14 protein-coding genes are annotated in these 18,558 nt (G+C 44.9%); 11 read left to right on the plus strand and 3 right to left on the minus strand.

Features of this window, described 5'->3' with window-relative positions; translation table 11 throughout:
• Positions 1-89: 89 nt before the first annotated feature.
• Complete coding sequence (locus tag AACT23_RS16735) at positions 90-1,178, minus strand: hypothetical protein (RefSeq protein ID WP_094128540.1); 1,089 nt, start codon at positions 1,176-1,178, stop codon at positions 90-92.
• Positions 1,179-1,752: 574 nt separating this feature from the next.
• On the opposite strand from AACT23_RS16735, the gene AACT23_RS16740 reads away from it, so the two are divergent.
• From AACT23_RS16740 to AACT23_RS16785, 10 genes are all read left to right on the plus strand, one after another.
• Positions 1,753-3,450 carry an RluA family pseudouridine synthase gene (locus AACT23_RS16740; protein WP_094128544.1) on the plus strand — a complete coding sequence of 566 codons (1,698 nt, stop codon included), beginning with the start codon at positions 1,753-1,755 and terminating at the stop codon, positions 3,448-3,450.
• Between the two features lie 93 nt (positions 3,451-3,543).
• Complete coding sequence (locus AACT23_RS16745; RefSeq protein WP_094128547.1) at positions 3,544-4,989, plus strand: ATP-binding protein; 1,446 nt, start codon at positions 3,544-3,546, stop codon at positions 4,987-4,989.
• Entirely contained in the window at positions 4,986-5,639 is a 654-nt protein-coding gene (locus tag AACT23_RS16750; RefSeq protein ID WP_013868288.1) for a response regulator transcription factor, read from the plus strand. Before AACT23_RS16745 ends, AACT23_RS16750 begins: the two co-directional genes overlap by 4 nt.
• Positions 5,632-6,459 (plus strand): DUF2861 family protein, encoded by an 828-nt coding sequence (locus tag AACT23_RS16755; protein WP_094128550.1) that lies wholly within the window; start codon positions 5,632-5,634, stop codon positions 6,457-6,459. Before AACT23_RS16750 ends, AACT23_RS16755 begins: the two co-directional genes overlap by 8 nt.
• Positions 6,460-6,534: 75 nt before the next feature.
• On the plus strand, positions 6,535-8,832 hold the full coding sequence (locus AACT23_RS16760; protein WP_094128553.1) for a glycoside hydrolase: 2,298 nt from the start codon (positions 6,535-6,537) through the stop codon (positions 8,830-8,832).
• Positions 8,833-9,005: 173 nt separating this feature from the next.
• On the plus strand, positions 9,006-9,602 hold the full coding sequence (locus tag AACT23_RS16765) for a TetR/AcrR family transcriptional regulator (protein WP_038148298.1): 597 nt from the start codon (positions 9,006-9,008) through the stop codon (positions 9,600-9,602).
• 84 nt (positions 9,603-9,686) lie between these two features.
• Positions 9,687-10,718 carry an NADP-dependent oxidoreductase gene (locus AACT23_RS16770; RefSeq protein WP_094128556.1) on the plus strand — a complete coding sequence of 344 codons (1,032 nt, stop codon included), beginning with the start codon at positions 9,687-9,689 and terminating at the stop codon, positions 10,716-10,718.
• A 13-nt stretch (positions 10,719-10,731) separates the two neighbouring features.
• Entirely contained in the window at positions 10,732-11,346 is a 615-nt protein-coding gene (locus tag AACT23_RS16775) for a glutathione S-transferase family protein (protein WP_010319179.1), read from the plus strand.
• A 145-nt stretch (positions 11,347-11,491) separates the two neighbouring features.
• A complete protein-coding gene (locus AACT23_RS16780; RefSeq protein ID WP_094128559.1) occupies positions 11,492-13,045 on the plus strand; it encodes a YjjI family glycine radical enzyme in 1,554 nt (517 codons plus the stop codon).
• Between the two features lie 4 nt (positions 13,046-13,049).
• Positions 13,050-13,931, plus strand: a complete 882-nt coding sequence (locus AACT23_RS16785) for a YjjW family glycine radical enzyme activase (RefSeq protein WP_094128665.1) — start codon at positions 13,050-13,052, stop codon at positions 13,929-13,931.
• 272 nt (positions 13,932-14,203) lie between these two features.
• Here AACT23_RS16785 and AACT23_RS16790 read toward each other — a convergent pair whose 3' ends face one another.
• Positions 14,204-15,940, minus strand: coding sequence for a SulP family inorganic anion transporter (locus AACT23_RS16790; protein ID WP_050934249.1), 1,737 nt, complete (start codon positions 15,938-15,940; stop codon positions 14,204-14,206).
• Between the two features lie 217 nt (positions 15,941-16,157).
• Here AACT23_RS16790 and AACT23_RS16795 point away from each other — a divergent pair, with 217 nt between their 5' ends.
• Positions 16,158-16,814 (plus strand): HAD family hydrolase, encoded by a 657-nt coding sequence (locus AACT23_RS16795; protein ID WP_017046829.1) that lies wholly within the window; start codon positions 16,158-16,160, stop codon positions 16,812-16,814.
• Positions 16,815-16,953: 139 nt separating this feature from the next.
• Here AACT23_RS16795 and AACT23_RS16800 read toward each other — a convergent pair whose 3' ends face one another.
• Entirely contained in the window at positions 16,954-18,189 is a 1,236-nt protein-coding gene (locus tag AACT23_RS16800; RefSeq protein WP_094128562.1) for a RidA family protein, read from the minus strand.
• Between the last annotated feature and the right edge of the window lie 369 nt (positions 18,190-18,558).

The raw sequence follows: 18,558 nt of genomic DNA on the forward strand, positions 1-18,558 counted from the left end.
TTCATATAGGAGCATTTTAAATATAAAAAATCACAAAAACATGATCTTCACCCAAAAAAATATGCCGTTTCTAATACTGTATAATTTAACTAATTAATATCCCAAAAGACATCATGATAATAAAAATTCAGACTATTCTTATAGTTAACAAATATGCCATTAGCTTGTGCTTTTTCTTCCTCACTCATCTTACCAGCAAGGCTTTCTTCCTCTAATTCCAATATTGAGTAGAGCGACTGCATACGTTCAGTACCAGCAGCAGAGAGATATAAATCTAAATAGGCTTGCGCTTTGATCCGATCGGGAGTCACAAAATGATAGGATGCGCTATCGCCGAGCAGAATCTTAACTACCGTTGCCAAAGAGGTAATATCACCTTGCTCTAACGCCATCAGTCGCCATTGATAGGCATCTTCAAAACGGCCTTTGCTCTCTAAAATACCGATGTAGCGTCTCATCGCAGGGATATAGTTTGTCTTCGCAGCCGCGAGATAGAGCTCTCTCACCTTGGTCTCCCTTTCCCCTGGCATTAAAAACAGGCCTCCACCCTCTTGAACTTGCTTTGCTTTATCCATCAATGCTCGTGGATGATTAAAACTGACCGCTTTATCGAGATAGTAGCTATACATCTCGTTATCCATACCTTTGTAAAACTGGGCAAGCTCGTAAGTGGCTTGTGCAGGATCATCTCGTCCTAAACGAATCAAACTATCGTAATACTGGCTTTTCCAATACTGCACATCGCGATCTCTTAACCACTTGGCATCAGTATAAAGATGTTTCATGGCGCGACGATTGCCTAATTCTGCGGCTTTAAGCAGATATTCACGCGCTTCAGGAGGCGTTCTAATGGTCGTTTTGTAGTTCGAAAGCTCCATCGCGTAGAGAAAGGCGGCATCCGAATTGTCGTTGTCTGCCGCGTACTGGAGGTATGGTCGCGATTCCATATTTTTGTATTGCGCTCGAAGCAGTCGTCCGGTAGCAAACGCTTTTTCTGGAGACATATTTCCTACTTCATACACTTCTGCTGCAGACGTTTCTTGCTCAGCATGTAACACCATCGAAGGAAATAAGGAGAGCGCTAAAATGGCATATGTTTTATTAATCCACATTGACGCGGCTTCCAAACTTGACGCTTGCGGAACACACAATGATAGACGTTGGTAGAAATCCATCATGAACCGTTTCCATATTACCCACTACAATACTCTGACTCATTATATTTCCTTAACTGACTAACCATTTATCCATAAACACGTAAGCAAAAATCATTCCCTTCAATTACGCTTACTTAAGAATAAAGCCCCACAGCCCGAGCGGGCAACAAATTGCCCAACCGAGCAACAAATTGCCCGAGCGGGCATAATATTGCCTATATGATAATCAATACTCAGCCTTTACCCATCAAAATTAAAAACAATACACTCATTAAATTAAATAGAATCAGGAACCAATCACTACAAATAGAATTAATGACAAAAAACTAACATAAGGCTGACATTGTTTTACATAGAAATAAAATGAATTAATCCTCCAATCATTCTATATGTTTTAAATAAACGCATAGCATCAGGTTAAATCGACACTGTTAACTTATTTCTTTGGGATTCACTAAGCTATATTAATGATATTAATAAGCTAGTTACATTAATTAATCGTATCATCATCGCCGTTCAACCAGAAACTGGCATTTCTAGGTCAAATCAGTACAATTCTGCGTTCTCCACCACCATCCACTGCGAGCCAGAGAAAATGCCGACACCAGCGCCCTGTTTTACTGCCTTTAAAAAACCTATTGAAGGCTACTCTCTGCCTGAGCGCTTTACTTTCCCATTTTGTTACGAGCCGCATCCGCTTTGCGAATTAGCGGCAAGCCAGCTGCAACAACACCTGCTGAACCAGCAGAATTGGCAACATAATTTTGGGCTCGATAATCACGGCGTGCTAAACCAGCATCCGGAAGCTATCGGGAAAATGTTTGGCGTTTTAGTGGTGCGTAAACAAAGTGGAGAGCTAGGGTACCTGTCTGCATTCTCGGGGAAGTTAGCTGAGCAAAACCTGCTGCCGCATTTTGTGCCGCCTATATTTGACATGCTCACTAACGATGGTTTTTTCTTGGAAGGCAGCGTGCCGATCAATCAAATTAATCAGCAGGTTGAACAATTGGAGTGCGATCCGCAGCGTGCGCTACTTCAGCGGCAATGGACCACAGCCCAACAGCAGGCGCAAGATGAATTAGAAGCGCATCGCCAGCTGATGATTCAAGGTCGTGAACAGCGTAAACAGCAACGCATCCTTGCCGAGCAATCAAATGATGCCCAACAATTGCGCGAAACCTTGGATTGTCTCGCCAAACAAAGTGTGGCTGAAAAAACGTCCCTCAAACAATTAAAGCGCAAGTGGGACGTCAACCTCAACGAACTACAAGCGCAAATAGACGCATTTCAAGAACAAATTGATGCGTTAAAAGAGCAGCGTAAAAATCTCTCTAATGCGTTGCAGCAACGACTTTTTTCTCACTATCGATTTCTCAATCAATACGGCACTGAAAAATCTCTGGAGGAGATTTTCCGTCTTACGGCTAACCCTGTTCCACCAGCAGGATCTGGAGAATGCGCCGCACCAAAATTGCTGCACTACGCGTTTCAACATCAGATGACACCGATTTCACTCGCCGAATTCTGGTGGGGAGCGTCACCAAAATCTGAAATTCGTCAACACAAGAAATTCTATCCTGCTTGTCAAAACAAGTGCCAACCGATTTTGGCTCACATGCTTGATGGGCTGAAGCTCGATGATAACCCGCTATTGCATAACCCAGCGCAAGGCAAAGAGATCGACATCATCTATCAGGATGAAGCCATTGTTGTCGTCAACAAACCTGCCGAGTTTCTATCCGTTCCCGGAGTCAACATTCAGGACTCTGTTTATACTCGTTTGCAACAAACGTTTAGCTCAGATGAAGGGCTTTTTGTGATCCACCGCCTCGATATGTCTACTTCAGGTTTATTGGTGTTTGCTCTCACCCGCCGAGCCAATAAAAGCCTGCAGAAGCAGTTTATTACTCGCGGCGTTGAAAAACGCTATCTTGCCTTACTCGCTGGTGAATTACAGCAATCGCATGGTGACATTCGCTTACCGCTGCGGGGCGATTTAGATGACAGGCCGCGTCAATTGGTCTGTTTTGAACATGGCAAACCCGCTGACACTCACTGGCAATTAATTGAATGCCGAGATGGATTCAGTAAAGTCTACCTCTACCCCAAAACAGGACGAACCCACCAATTGCGCGTACATTGCGCTCATGTGGAAGGACTCAACCTGCCCATCGTTGGCGACGATCTTTATGGCACGAAAGGAGCGCGTTTACATCTACATGCTGAGTCGCTGAGCTTTGATCATCCCTATACCAAGCAAAGGATGACATTCACGGTGGATGCCGAGTTTTGATCGACATTCCGCTTTAGTGACATTGAGGTGACAAATCCTGACTTAGCACAGCTATAATTTCGTGAATGCGAACCTTTTTCTAAGTGCTTAACGTTGAGAACACGGCTGCTGTACCTTTTGATCACACTCACCGCAGTGCTAGGACAATCAAACCTAGCACACGGGCAAGAGCAAACGCTGCAAGATCGTTGGCAGCATTTTCTACGCCAAGCCGAATCGCTATCGGCTGCGCGATCCTTGCCACTGCAAAGCATCAACTCATACCCTGTCGATCTTCTGCTCAGCGCCAGCGCCTATCCTGATTTTTCCCGTTATTCATGGCAAATCATAACCGAGCTCAAAGCGATAGCCTCACAGTGCACACTGTCGCCCGGTTTATCAAAAACCTTGGCATCACGCCCTGAATTGCAAAAAGCAGCGTCGTTTGAACTCGCTTTATGCCAAGGCGATGAATTGCCCATCCGTTGGTTTAAGACGGCTCCGTTTCTGCATCCTGCAGGCGGGAGCTACGCAGAGCGATACTTAGCTTTTTCTACTCATAACATAACGGCCGAGCAAAGCGCCGAGCTACAGCCCTACACGACTCTCTCTGACCCTCAGCATCCGCTGTACACCTTTTTTACCGATTTAGAAACGGCAGGGCGAGATGCCTTGGTCAGCGGTTATCGCGCTTATATTGACCGTCAACAACGGCTATGGATCAGTGGCGATTTCGGTATTCGCGTACTGAGCGCATTGCAATGGAAAAAAGTCGCGTTCGATCAGCAATTGGTATTGTCGGCCATCACAGCGGCTACTCAAAGTTGCCAATTACGCTACAGTAATCTGTGTGTCTCTAGCCAAGAAAAACCCAATATCTCTCTGTGGTTATCGGTCATATTACTGCTGTTGCTCGCAGCAACGCTGAGTAGGACGCTCTGGTTACGCCGCCAACAAGCCAAAGAAAAACGCTTTATTTTACAGTTGCTGACGCATGAACTACGCACCCCTATCACCAGTCTTGGCTTGACCGTTGAGCAGTTTCGCCAGCAATTTGATACTCTCCCAGAGCTGGCCCAAGATACATTCGGCCGCTTACTGGCCGATCACCAACGTTTAGCTCAGCTTGCTCAGACCAGTAAAGGATTTTTGAGTAGCGACCCAAATGAGCCGTTTCAATGTCAAACCGCTTATCTCTCAGATTGGTTAGATCACTGCGTAGCGAAACACGAACTCAGCTATGAACTGACACAAGATATCGAGCTCACACTGCCGTATTACTGGCTTGGGATCTGTTTGGATAACTTGATCCGTAATGCCAAGCAACATGGTCAAGGGACAATCTCAATAACGGCCAGCGTGACTGACACTCAACTGCGGCTTTGCGTTAGCGATGAAGGCGAGTTTCCCTCTCGTCTAAAACGGCTATTTTCCCGTTCTCGCACGGCTTCCAATATGGGGATTGGGCTCCGTCTTGTGAGCCATTTGATGCTTAAAATGGGCGGCAAACTGACGTGTAAAGCCCACCCCACTCGCTGCCAATTGGAATTACCATTATGAACACACTGTTATTGGTCGAAGATGATCCTCTACTCGGGCAAGGTTTGCATGATTACTTGCTACAGCAAGGTTTTGATTGTTTGTGGGTACAGCAGCTCTCACAAGTCAAAAAAGCATGGTTTCGCGCCGATTTGGTGATTTTAGATAGGCAACTGGCTCAAGGAGACAGCTTGGATCATCTGCCTCAATGGCTAATGGCCAAAGCCGTGCCAGTGATCATCCTAACGGCCAAAATCGAGGTTGAGCAAAAAATAGCAGGTCTGATGGCGGGGGCAAAAGACTACGTCACCAAGCCATTTTCGCAACAAGAATTACTGGCGCGAATTCAAGCGCAACTGCGACCATTAGGAGAAAGCTTGCTTTCCTACGCTGACATTGCCATTGATCTCTCAAAGCGCAGCGTTACCTTAGGTGAGCAGTTGATGACGCTAAAACCGAAACAGTTTCAGCTATTACTGCTGCTGGTTCAAAACCAAGGACGTGTTTTTCACCGTGATGAACTACTCAATAAAGTGTGGGGCTACCAAGCCTTTCCCTCAACTCGAACCGTCGATAATCATGTTTTACAGCTGAGGCAGCAGTTACCCTCACTCAATATCGAAACCGTTCGTGGCGTTGGGTATCGTTTAGTCGAGGTGTCCAATGCGTAACCTTTGGCTGTTTGTACTGTTCGTCGTTAGTCCAAGCCACGCCGTGAGTGATGATTGGTTTATGGCAACACCACTGCAATCAACCTATCGCGCTTTAGCGAACCATCAGCCACAGCTTGCCTGGCAAGAGTTGATCCTCGCACTCAATAACCAAACCATTGCCACGCAACACTGGGCAAGCGTCAAGCATGCCATTATTGAACAAACCCAATGTGGCCAACAGCTCTTAAGCGATGTGGTACCAAATGCGGCGCTGATCAAAGTCTCGATACAAAAAAAAACCAACGTGATGCAGCAAGGTTACCAGTTCAAATTATCAATGGAAGGAGCAGAGCTGCCTAGCCAGGTTGAACTTCTTGGCCCTGACAATGGCTTGCTCATCTCACAGAGCCAAGTAACGTCATACGCCCCTTATATAGAATTAGAAAGCCCAGAACTGCTCTTTGCTCCGCAAGACGGCGTTTATCGACTGACACTCGACAAACAACACTATTGGTTAGTTCTTACCATGCCTTTTGGCTCCACATGGTTGCAATCCGCCTCTCCCAACGGTGGCTACCCACTAGCGCTTGAGTCCCCCACTGCATTGACAAATTGCCCCCCAACAAGCCTTGCTTGGCAATGGTTTGACGACCAATTTCAGTTAATCAAGCAGCAAGATATGGTAGCTATGAGTAATACTCAGCAATTATTAAATAAACCAAGCTCATCCCCCAGCTCGGCTAAATGGCTCAGTACTCTGATCAAAACTGTCGAATATCAAGGAGCAATCAAAGTGGAATATGTACAACGTTTGACTCTGCCAAATCAGGCTCAATGAAGACATCAGGGTGACAATTGAGTTGTCGATTTCTTATGTAATCAACACACCGAGACACACTGGAAATGACAAACCATGTATAAACCACTTTGTTCTTTATTGATCACCTGTACGCCACTTTTGGCGTTGGCTAGCCAATCACAACCAGCGTCAATTACACTGCATAATCAAAACCAAACCGTGCAAATAGAGCCACAAAATTTTGCTATTGATTGGCAGCAAAATGCCCAGCTAACCATTAACCAAGGCCAGCTAACCGTTAACGGCCAGCCACAGCAAGTCAGCCAACTGCAACAAGATAATCAACATCACGCCTCTTGGCTGCTTGTTCCTAGCCAGTTAAAGGTTGAGGCCAATTTACAACAAACATTGAAGCTGTCGATTACCGCGAGCGCTGAGAGTAAGATCTCTCGTGCTAAACCGTTAACCGTGCAGTGGTTTGAACTGCCTGAGCAGCAAAGCAAAACGCTCATTCTTCCTTTTAGTGAAGGGATGCGCATTCCCACCGACAACCCACAGTGGGTTAACTATCTGACAAGCGAGCATTCCACGAGCAATACCACTCAAGATCTCAAAATGCCATTTTGGAGTGTGGAAGCAGGCGATGAGCAATACGTGAGCTACCAACTCAATACCGCCACCAACAACAAACTCAATTTTAATACCAAGCAAAACAAGTTAGACATGCAAGCCACGCACGCTTTCACTGTACTCAACAAAGATGAGCCTTTTGAGGTGGAAATCTCCCTTGGAAACTCACCGTTAGATGGCGCAAAACGTTACCGCCAGTGGCGAAAAGAGAATGGACTATCGCAAACGCTCGAACAAAAAGCACAGCAAAATCCGGCCATAAAACAGCTTATCGGCGCAAGCCATGTCTACTTGTTTGGCCAAGACTTAGTGTCCAAACAAGATGTGACTGATTTCTGGGCACTTAAAGAATGGTATTTTAAGCAGCCCCAGTGGGTAGCATCAAACGAAGCGCTCAAAGAGCTTAAGCCACTCGTTAAAGGAAAAGATTTTTTCAACAACTACAACAAACGGTTGTTGATTGACGAAGTGAACCGCTCGCTCAATGCTTGGATAAAAGAGCAACCTTCAACCCAAGAAGCAGGGATAGCTAGCCAATACCAAGCCGCTCAGGCACGAAAAGCATGGCTCGCAGAGCAGAAACTACCGTTTCTACGTGATGCCAGCACTTGGGGACAGGGGCTATCGACATCCATGATTGACGCACTCAGCTCAGCTGGTTTGCAGCACCTCTGGCTAGGTTTGGATAATTGGATGCCCGCCTTTTACCAGCCACAAGTGGTTGATCAAGCGAAACAGGCTGGCTACTTAGTTGGGGTGTACGACTCCTACAATACCGCCATAGCAAAAGGCATCAACGATGGTTGGCTTACCGCGCAGCTACCGGATGCAATGCGCAAGCAATGTGCGATAGAAAACGCCGACGGCAAAAAACAAAAAGGGTTTCGTGGCAACGGCTTTTATCTTAACCCAGCCTGCCAATTAGGATTTGCGCAGCAACGCATTGAGGCGATTTTAAAATATGGCCGCTTTAACAGCCTGTTTCTTGATGTGGATGGGACCGGAATGGCCCGTGAAGATTACTCATATAAACAGGGACAAGGAATGAAAGAAAGCGCGATGCTGGAGGCATTTAATCAACGCATGCGCTGGATAGCCAATGAACAGAATGTGGTTCTCGGCTCTGAAGATGGTAACAGCCTGACGACACAAGGGCTCTCTTTTGCTCATGGTTTAGAAACGGTAGGATTTGGCTGGACAGATCCTGATATGAAAACTAACCGCCAATCGCCTTACTTTCTTGGAGCATGGTTTCCAACAACGAGCCCAGATTTTTTCTTTAAACCCGCACAAGTCAAAGAGCCGTACAAAACACTGTTATTTGCACCGCAATACCGTATTCCTCTCTATCAGGCCGTGTTCCATGATGAGGTGATCAACAGTCACCACTGGCACAACGACAGCGTGAAGTTTTCCAACGTGCAAGCGGAGCGAGATTTAATCGCCATGCTGTACAACACCCCAGCGATGATTCACCTTAGCCGTGATGAAGCGACGCCTAACAGCGCACGAGTTAACGCATTACACCGTTATCAGCAAGGGTTTGCACCAATCCATGAAGTCGTGTGGAACCAACCTTTAGTCGATTTTAAATGGCTTGATGAACAAGGGATGGTACAACAAACAACCTTTGGTGATGGCAGTAAAATTACCGCCAATTTCTCTACGCAACCATATAAAAAAGAGGATAAGGAAATAGTTCCAGCCTTGAGTATTCAAGCTGAGCTCAGCAATGGGCAAAACCTCATTTGGGCATCGGATACGCTAAAGACAGAAAAATAGTCTCATCTCTCACTCATTAAAAGATAAATAACTCATTAAAAAATAAATAATAGTGCGACACTTCAAGGAGGAAGTGTCCATTTCTGTTATTCAGCAACCATAGCCAGTAGCACAAATACAATATGAACAAACAAAACTAGACGACTGGTCTAATTTGAATTATAGTGCCGTCCATGAATACAAAAACCCATGATACTCGCCAACACATCCTTGAGGTCGGTTACCAACTTGTCGTAACCAAAGGCTTCACCAGCGTAGGCTTGTCTGAATTATTAAAAACCGCTGATGTGCCCAAAGGCTCTTTCTATCACTACTTTAAGTCAAAAGAGCAATTTGGCGAGGCACTGATTACGGACTATTTTCAGCACTATTTAGTGCGGATTAATGCCCTTTTTGACCAAGAAGAAGGAAACGCCTATCAACACTTGATGCATTATTGGCAATGTTGGTATGAGCAGAGCAATGGCTTATGTAACGCACAGCGCTGCTTGGTGGTGAAATTAAGCGCTGAAGTTTCAGACTTGTCTGATGCGATGCGTATTGCTTTACTTAAAGGTGCAGATAGCATTATTGAGGCGGTCGGAAAATGTATCCAGCAAGGGATCGACGACGGCTCCATTCACGTACAACACAGCCAGCAAACCGCAGAATTGCTTTATAACCTTTGGCTCGGCGCAAGTTTGCTCAGTAAACTGCGTCAAGATAACCAAGGGCTTGCACAAGCGCTTACGAGCACCGAACACATTTTGCAAGGCCAGTGCCCTAGTTAAGATTTACCCCGCTATTTCGATAGCGGTTTTTTTGAAACCCAAACTAGACGACTGGTCTAATTTAAAATAATAAAGGACTCTCCAATGACTGAACAAACTAACCGCCGCATTGTACTCGCTTCACGCCCTGTCGGTGCACCAACGCCTGATAACTTTCGCTTAGAACATGCGCCTAAACCAACACCTGCCGCTGGTGAAGTGCTGCTGCGTAGTGTTTATCTTTCACTTGACCCCTACATGCGCGGCCGCATGAGTGACGCTAAATCGTACGCCGATCCTGTCGCGATTGATGATGTCATGGTAGGCGGGACCGTGTGTCAAGTGGAAGTATCAAACCACCCAAAATTTGAGCAAGGTGAGTGGGTACTCGCTTATACCGGATGGCAGGATTACGCTATTTCTAACGGCGAAGGTTTACTTAAACTCGGTAAAAATCCAACCTCACCCTCATACGCACTAGGCATCATGGGAATGCCCGGCTTTACCGCTTATATGGGTTTGCTAGACATTGGCCAGCCGAAGCAAGGTGAAACTGTGGTAGTCGCCGCAGCTACTGGCCCAGTAGGGGCAACGGTTGGTCAAATTGCTAAAATCAAAGGCTGCCATGTGGTGGGCATTGCTGGCGGTGAAGAAAAATGTCGTTACGCTAAAGAAGTATTAGGTTTTGATGAATGTATTGATCACAAAGCTGACGATTTTGCAGAACAATTGGCTAAAACATGTGCTCAAGGGATTGGCGTTTACTACGAAAATGTCGGTGGTAAAGTCTTTGATGCGGTTTTACCTCTGCTTAACACAGCAGCGCGAGTTCCGCTGTGTGGTTTGATTTCTCAATACAATGCAACGTCGCTGCCTGAAGGACCTGATCGTCTCTCTATGCTGATGGGCACCTTGCTTACCAAACGAATCCGCATGCAAGGTTTCATTATTTTTGATGACTACGGCCATCGCTATAACGAATTTGCTACTGATATGACTCAATGGCTAAGCGAAGGGAAAGTGAAATACCGCGAGCAACTGATTGACGGTTTAGAAAACGCACCACAAGCCTTTATTGGTCTATTGGAAGGCAAAAACTTTGGCAAACTGGTTATCCAAATCAACCAACCACTTTAATAAGGACCACATAATGATCAAACTTCATCACCTTAATAAATCACGCTCTAAGCGCATTATCTGGTTACTTGAAGAGCTCGGAGTTGAGTATCAAGTGGTTCCATATCAACGTGATAGTGTGACCTTTCTGGCACCGCCCGAGCTAAAAAGCGTGCATCCGTTAGGTAAGTCACCTGTGATTGAAGACAATGGCTTGGTGATTGCTGAATCTGGCGCCATTACCGATTACCTGATAGAAAAATACGGCCAACACTTTGCGCCTCAGCGTGGCAGCGTGGAATATGTGCAATATCAGCAATGGCTCCACTTTGCGGAAAGCTCTGCCATATTGCCGCTGCTATTAAAGATGTTTGTTGCCAAAGATGGCTGCCAAACCAATTTCCTTGGTGGCTATGCAGAAAGCGAAACGGCCAAAGTGATGAGTTATTTTGACCAGTGTTTAGCGGGTAAACGCTACTTAGTGGCCGACCAACTCACTGGCGCTGATTTCATGATGTCATTCATTGCTGAAATATTGCTGACCAACGGAGCGATTACTCACTTCCCGAATATTGAACGTTACTTAGAGCAGCTCGCCACTCACCCTGCTTATCTAAAATCGAACCAAATCGAAGCGCAATACGCCTAACCTTAGGTTCCTGATGACGCCACTTCGACGATAACGAAGTGGCGTTTTTATTTCCATTATGGAAATGACTACTTGATGTATTATCAATAGTGAAAAGTAACCAAGCACATTAGAATTAAACCACAATAATATAAGGGTTTAATTCATGAGCCATTCACTCGATACACAGCAACGCTTCCACGCCATCGTCACTGACGCACACCTCTCGCCCAAACAAAAGTCACACTTCCTTGCGCTAGAGGCCGAAGCAAGCTTGCCCTATCTGAAACTCTCTCCTGAGTTGGCTCGAGCAATGGAACAAGGCATTATCTGCGATATGTTTGAAGGCCATGCCCCTTTTAAACCACGTTACGTGTTGCCTGACTACGCAAAATTTTTAGCACAAGGCAGTGAATATTTAGAGCTTTCGCCTGCCAGTAATTTTGATGAAGCACTCAATATGCTGACCATTTTGTACCATCACGTGCCTTCAGTGACCTCTATTCCTGTCTATTTGGGGCAATTGGATAGCGTGTTATTGCCCTATGTGGGCGAACTGAGCGAAGCGTCGATTTATCAAAAATTGAAGCTGTTTTGGATCATGCTTGATCGCACTCTGCCCGATGCTTTCATGCACGCCAACATCGGCCCGAGCGACAATATTATTTGTCGTACTATTTTACATATCGATGCTGAACTGAAACAGATCGCTCCCAACCTTACCTTCATGTATGACCCTTCCATCACTCCTGACGATTTACTGCGCCAAGCGACCGATAATATCTGTCAATGCAGTAAACCGCACATCGCCAACTATCCGATTCATACCACCGCCTATGGCGAGCAAGGTTTTGGTATTGTCAGTTGCTACAACTCACTTCCTTTAGCGGGTGGCTGCAATACTTTGGTCAGAATGAATTTAAAAGAGGCCGCGAAAAAAGCCTGTGACCGCCAAACATTTTTAGATCAGATTCTACCCACGTACAGCCAATATATGATTGAGCTGATGGATGTTCGAGCTGCTCATCTGCACCAACAATCTCATTTTTTTGAAGGTTTTCTGACTCAAGAAGGGTTGATTGAAGAATCCCGTTTCGCACCGATGTTTGGCATTTATGGTATGGCTGAAGCCGTTAATCTATTACTGGAAAAGGAGCAGAGTAACGCTCGTTATGGCCATGATGATATCGCCAACCAATTAGGCATCGCCATTTCAGCCAAGCTGGCCGACATTGTACAAAACTCACCAGTCAAATATGGCTTCAACGGCCGTGCTTTGCTGCACGCACAAGGTGGTATCAGCCTTGATCTTGATGTCACTCCGGGCGTGCGCATCCCTTATGGTACCGAACCCAACCCGATTGAATATGTACAAGCAACGGCTGGACATCATCAATATTACACCTCTGGTATCAGCGATATTTTAACTCTGGATGAAACCATAAAGGCCAACCCAGAGGCGATGTTCAACTTATGTAAAGGAGCCCTCCACTCTGGCTATCGCGAATTTACTGCCAACGTGGCTTCGAACGATTTAGTTCGCATTACGGGTTACATGGTGAAACTGTCTGAAATAGCGCAATTTGAGCAGCGCGGATCACGCACCAACACCACATTTCTTGGGGCAGAAGCGGCCAAAAACACGGCCGTGCTCAAGCGAAAAGCACGCGTGGTTAGCCATGAAATGCAACCGGCTTATCAACCAAACTCTGTCAGCTAAACTAATGGTGAGTGGAAAACAGCCGCTCCGAGCAAAAGTCAGCCGAGTGCTGACTTTCTCCTGCGTTGATGGCCCGGGCAACCGACTGGTCATTTTTATGCAAGGTTGCAACTTCAATTGCTTGTCTTGCCATAACCCACATACGATTCGTCACTGTCACCATTGCGGTGATTGTGTGCCAACCTGCCCATCGCAAGCGCTGCGCCTCAATGCTGACCAGCAAGTCGAATGGCTAGCAGATAAATGCACTCACTGCGATCGCTGTATTGAGCACTGCATACACCAATCAAACCCAAAAATTCATCACTACAGCGTTGAACAACTCGTGGAACTTATCCGCCGAAATCATTATTTCTTAGCCGGTATTACCATTTCAGGAGGGGAAGCAACCCTACAACTTCCGTTTATCATCGCTCTTTTCAAAGCCATCAAACGCGATGAAGAATTGAAACATCTCAGCTGTTTTATTGATAGTAATGGCTCACTATCAGAATCGGGATGGGACAAAATCTCGTCCTATTTGGATGGCGCAATGATCGATTTAAAAGCTTGGCAAGAGGAAACGCATCGGTGGCTAACCGGACGCAGTAACCATAGAGTGATACGCACTATTTTCCACCTCGCTACACTGAATAAACTGCACGAAGTGCGACTGCTGCATATACCGGACAAAAGTGATTTAGAGACTGAAATTACCGAAGTGGCGCATCTGATTAACCAGTTGCCTGCGAACGTCAACATTCGGCTCAACGCCTTCCAACATCACGGTGTGGTCGGCAAGGCCTTAACTTGGCAGCCATGCAGTGAAGGTGAAATGCTACAGTTTCATCGAAAACTGGCCGCTCAAGTACAGCGAACTGTTTACCTGCCGACACGCTACGCCTAGCGTCGAAAACCACCATATCCATAGGCTACCTATATTAGATTAATAACCCGTACCATTTTGCCTAATGCATAACGCTCACCTATGCTTATCCAAACAGGCACCAACCATTTAACAAAAGACCGAGCACTCGCTCTCATCACAGAAAAAGGAAAGCATCATGATTGAATGGGATTTCTTACATCTTTTCGATACTCAAGAGCTCTTTATCTTTTATTAACGAGAACCAATATTATTAACGAGAACCAATATTATTAACGAGAGCCAACCTCATTTTAAATAGCAGCCGCAATTTCACCTTCAATATCCTTTTGCGGCTCTTTTTGTACTGGCGGAACTTGCCCTTCTTCTACAGCGTGTTGGTAACATCCACTTAGCTTAATGGCTAAATACATGTCCGCACGAATCACCACGCCGCCGTCACCCGTTGAAATTCCAGCGATCTCACACCATTTTCTCAAACTGCGTTTACGCCCCGCTAGCACTAAACGAATACCTCGTTTTTTCAAAATGCTTTGCACGTCCGATAACATCGCCATGACGCTTAAATCTAAATGGGTAAAACTCGACACCGCATCAATAATCACGCACCCCACACTCATGCCCGCCGATTCAGTGTGAAATAAAATACGACGTTTAAAGTAAGGCGCATTGAAATAAGTCAGCGGAGAGTTGAAACGATAAATCACCAAACCCGGTATTGGTTTCGCCTTCGCTGACGTATCAATCGTGCGAATCGTGCCTTTATCATCCAAACCCAATGTTTGATCACTTGGCCGCATCACGGTGCGTAAGAACTGAAACAGACCCAGTAATACCGCAAGAGTGATGCCGGGGATAACGCCAATGACCAATACAGCGATGAAGGTTAAGCTTGCCAAATAGAAGGCGTCTTTATCACGCTTGTGTAAACTCCAAATCCCTTTCAGATCCAGCAACGAGATAGACGCGATAATCAACACCACCCCCAATGCAGCAATCGGAATGTATTGTAGTGGCTGATACGCCACAATCGCGACAAATCCAATCACAATCGCTGCAATAATCGAAACTAATTGCGATTTTCCACCATTAGCGTCATTCACCGCCGTACGTGAATCCGCCCCACTGATGGCAAAACCTTGTGAAAATGCAGAAGCAATATTAGCTAAGCCAAGCGCGCGAAACTCTTTGTCGGCGTCAATATCGTAACCATTTTTTGCCGCAAAACTGCGCGCAGTGAGCATCATACTAACAAAGCTCACCATCGCTAAGTTCAAAGCGGGCATGACTAATTCACGGCTCACCCCTAGATCAAATAGAGGGGTTTGGAATATCGGTAATCCACCTTGGATTAAACCAACGACTTTAACGCCAAGATGTTCAGCGCCAAAAAACCACACCCAAAATGCAGCAGCGATGATAGCCAACATCGCTGCTGGCCAATTGGGCCTGACACGCTTACACAGAAAATAAACCACCACTGTCAGCGCACTTATCAATAAGGTTTGCCAATGCAAATCAATCAGCAAGGATGGCGCTTCCACGATACGCTCTAGTAGATATTGCTGCTCATATTTCAGCCCAAACACTTTAGCAAATTGACCCACGATAATGGTCAGAGCAACACCGTTTAACAACCCAAGTAAAATAGGGCGAGAGAGAAAATCGGCTAAAATACCGAGTTTGAAACGACTGGCCAGCAAACACCATACACCAGTCATTGCCGTCATTGTCATGACCAACTGCCAGTGTTTGAGAGGATCGCCCATCGCCAGCGGTGTCACTACCGCCGCAATCACTGCGCAAGTTGCCGCGTCTGGGCCTAAGATCAACTGCCTAGACGTGCCAAAAATCGCGTAAACCAACATCGGCAATACGCAGGAATATAAGCCGACAATCGCGCTTACTCCAGTGAGCTGCGCGTACGCTATCGCGACAGGCAGTGCAACCGCAACCACAGAAAGCGCCGCACGTACGTCATCCATCAACCAGCGAGTTTCATAGTCTTTCAGTTGGTGTAAACCCGGCATCCACTGTTGTACAAATGCACTATTCAAATTGCTTCTCCCCTCTTCTCGCAACAAGGTTTTCACATTAAGCATAACTCATTGCTAACAAACTAGCGCTTATAATTGGCTGATTTTATTGAAGTATGAGAAAAAGAAAAAGTGCAGGAAAAAGATCGCCTCCATAGGTCGACTTATGTGAAAATAGCCCACTCCATTTCACTCGCCTAAAGTTGTACTTATGAAATTTCAAGCTGCCATTTTTGATATGGATGGACTGTTACTCGACACGGAACGTGTCTGCCTTACAATATTCGAACAAGCTTGCCACGCAGTTGGCGTCCCATTTTTAAAAGAGGTTTATCTCTCGGCTATTGGTCGCAATGCGGCAGGCATTGAACAAGCACTGCGCGCAGGCTACGGGCCAGAATTAGACTATCCGGTATTGCATACGGAGTGGCGTAAACGTTACGATGCCGTGGTGAAACACCAAGCGATCCCAGTGAAAGAAGGGGTTATCGAGTTATTACAATGGTTAAAAGCCAATCGTATTCCTACTGCCGTCGCAACATCAACCCAAAAAGACGTGGCACAAATTAAGCTGCGCCTTTCAGGCCTTGAGCAATACTTTGACTCGTTCACAACCGGTTGTGAAGTGACACATGGCAAACCCGATCCTGAGATTTATCTACTCGCTGCGCAACGTCTTGGCGCTGAACCGACCCAATGCTTAGCCTTTGAAGATTCTAATAACGGCGTGCGATCCGCCGTGAGTGCGAATATGATCGCCTACCAGATTCCTGATCTCGTCGAACCCAGTGAGGAGGTTTTGGCGCTTGGACACCAAGTGGTCCCCTCACTACATCACGTTTTAACGGCTCTGAAAAACAGTAATTGATCGGTTTTTCATACGCCGCCTGTTTGATTTCGATTGCCATAACTAAACAGCGTGATATTGGTATTGCAATTACAGATAGCTAACAAGTAACAAGGGGGTATCATTGATACCCCCTTCTTTAGTCAATAAGAAATATTCGTTAATATTTAGGTGGCGTACCTTCACAATTAGAAACCACAGCGTCAATTTGTATTAACGCATCCATAGGCAGCTCTGAAACACCAATCACGGTTCTCGCAGGTAGCTCATGGTTAAAGAAGGTTGTGTAAACTTCATTGACAATATTAATGTCATCCATATTTTTTATTTGAATATTGACTTTAACAATATCATCCATAACATGCTCAACACTTTCTACAATATTCTTTATATTTTCTAAACACTGCTTAACTTGTTCTTTTATTCCACCAGCAACAACTTCATTATTTTTTGGAGATAAAGGTAACTGACCTGAAATATGATTATAATGAGAAAAAGCAACAGAGTGGGAATAGTCGACTTCAGGTGCATTCACGGTATTATTTTCTTCAATCACAAGTAAGCGAGTATCTTCAGGAAGCTGTGGCGGTGTACCATCACCATGTGACACAACAACATCAATTTGCACCAATGCATTCATAGGCAAGTCAGCAACACTAACTAGGCTTCGCGCAGGCACATAACTTGGGAAAAATTGTCCACAGACTTCATTGATGGCTTCTGCATCAGATATATTTTTAAGAAATATCGTTGTTTTAACGATATCAGCCATCGTATGACCAATACTTTCTAAGATAGCATTAATATTATTCAAACACTGTTGACTCTGTTCTTTAATACCACCTTGTACTATTTCTCCCGTTTTAGGTTCAATCGGCAATTGAGCCGAGAGGTTATTATAATGAGAGAAGGCCGCGGTTTGAGAGTATAGACCTTGAGGTGCATGTTCAGTATTCCTTGACACTTTTATGAGCTCACAAGGCGCTTGTGGAGCAGTGCCTTCACCGTTTGAAATAAGAGCATCAATTTGCACTAAAGCATCACTGACAGGTAAAGCCGCAACCGCCGCTATGGTCACTGTAGGAAGCGGCCCCTGAAAAAAAGTGGGGTATACTTTTTTGATGGCATCAATATCTGAAATATTCTTTAAAAAAATATTAATTTTGACCACATCATCCATAACGTGACCAATACTTTCTACGATAGACTGTATATTATTCAGACATTGTTTTGTTTGGTCATTTATACAACCAATAACAATTTCACCTGTTTTAGGATCTATCGGTAGTTGTGCTGAAATATTATTATAATGAGAAAAAGCGACAGTTTGTGTAGAGACAGAACATATAGGTGCATTTTCTGTGTTTCTTGAAACCTTTACAATATCGGCAGCCATATCGAAATTTATCCTATTATTGGTAGAAATACGTATTTATATTTAATAAGTGTTTTTTGATAAAACAATCAAAGTGGCGAAATGGTAAGTTAAAAAATTTTCAGTAAATGTGACATGCATTAAAATATTATTTGACTAGAAAGTCATCGCTTATATTGATAATGATTGACTAACGACTAATTATCCACAATCGTGTTAATAACGTGGATTAAAGAATATTTATCCTAGAAATGATTCTAAAATTGTGAATATAATCTCATGAAACTGAATACTGCATTTTCTTGATTTAGTCCAATAATGATAGGTTGTTCACAATAAGCTTCTGAAAATTTACACATAAACTCGATTAATATGCCATTTCAATCGTGA

This window comes from Vibrio sp. V09_P4A23P171, assembly GCF_963875615.1.
GTDB classification, from domain to species: domain Bacteria; phylum Pseudomonadota; class Gammaproteobacteria; order Enterobacterales; family Vibrionaceae; genus Vibrio; species Vibrio anguillarum.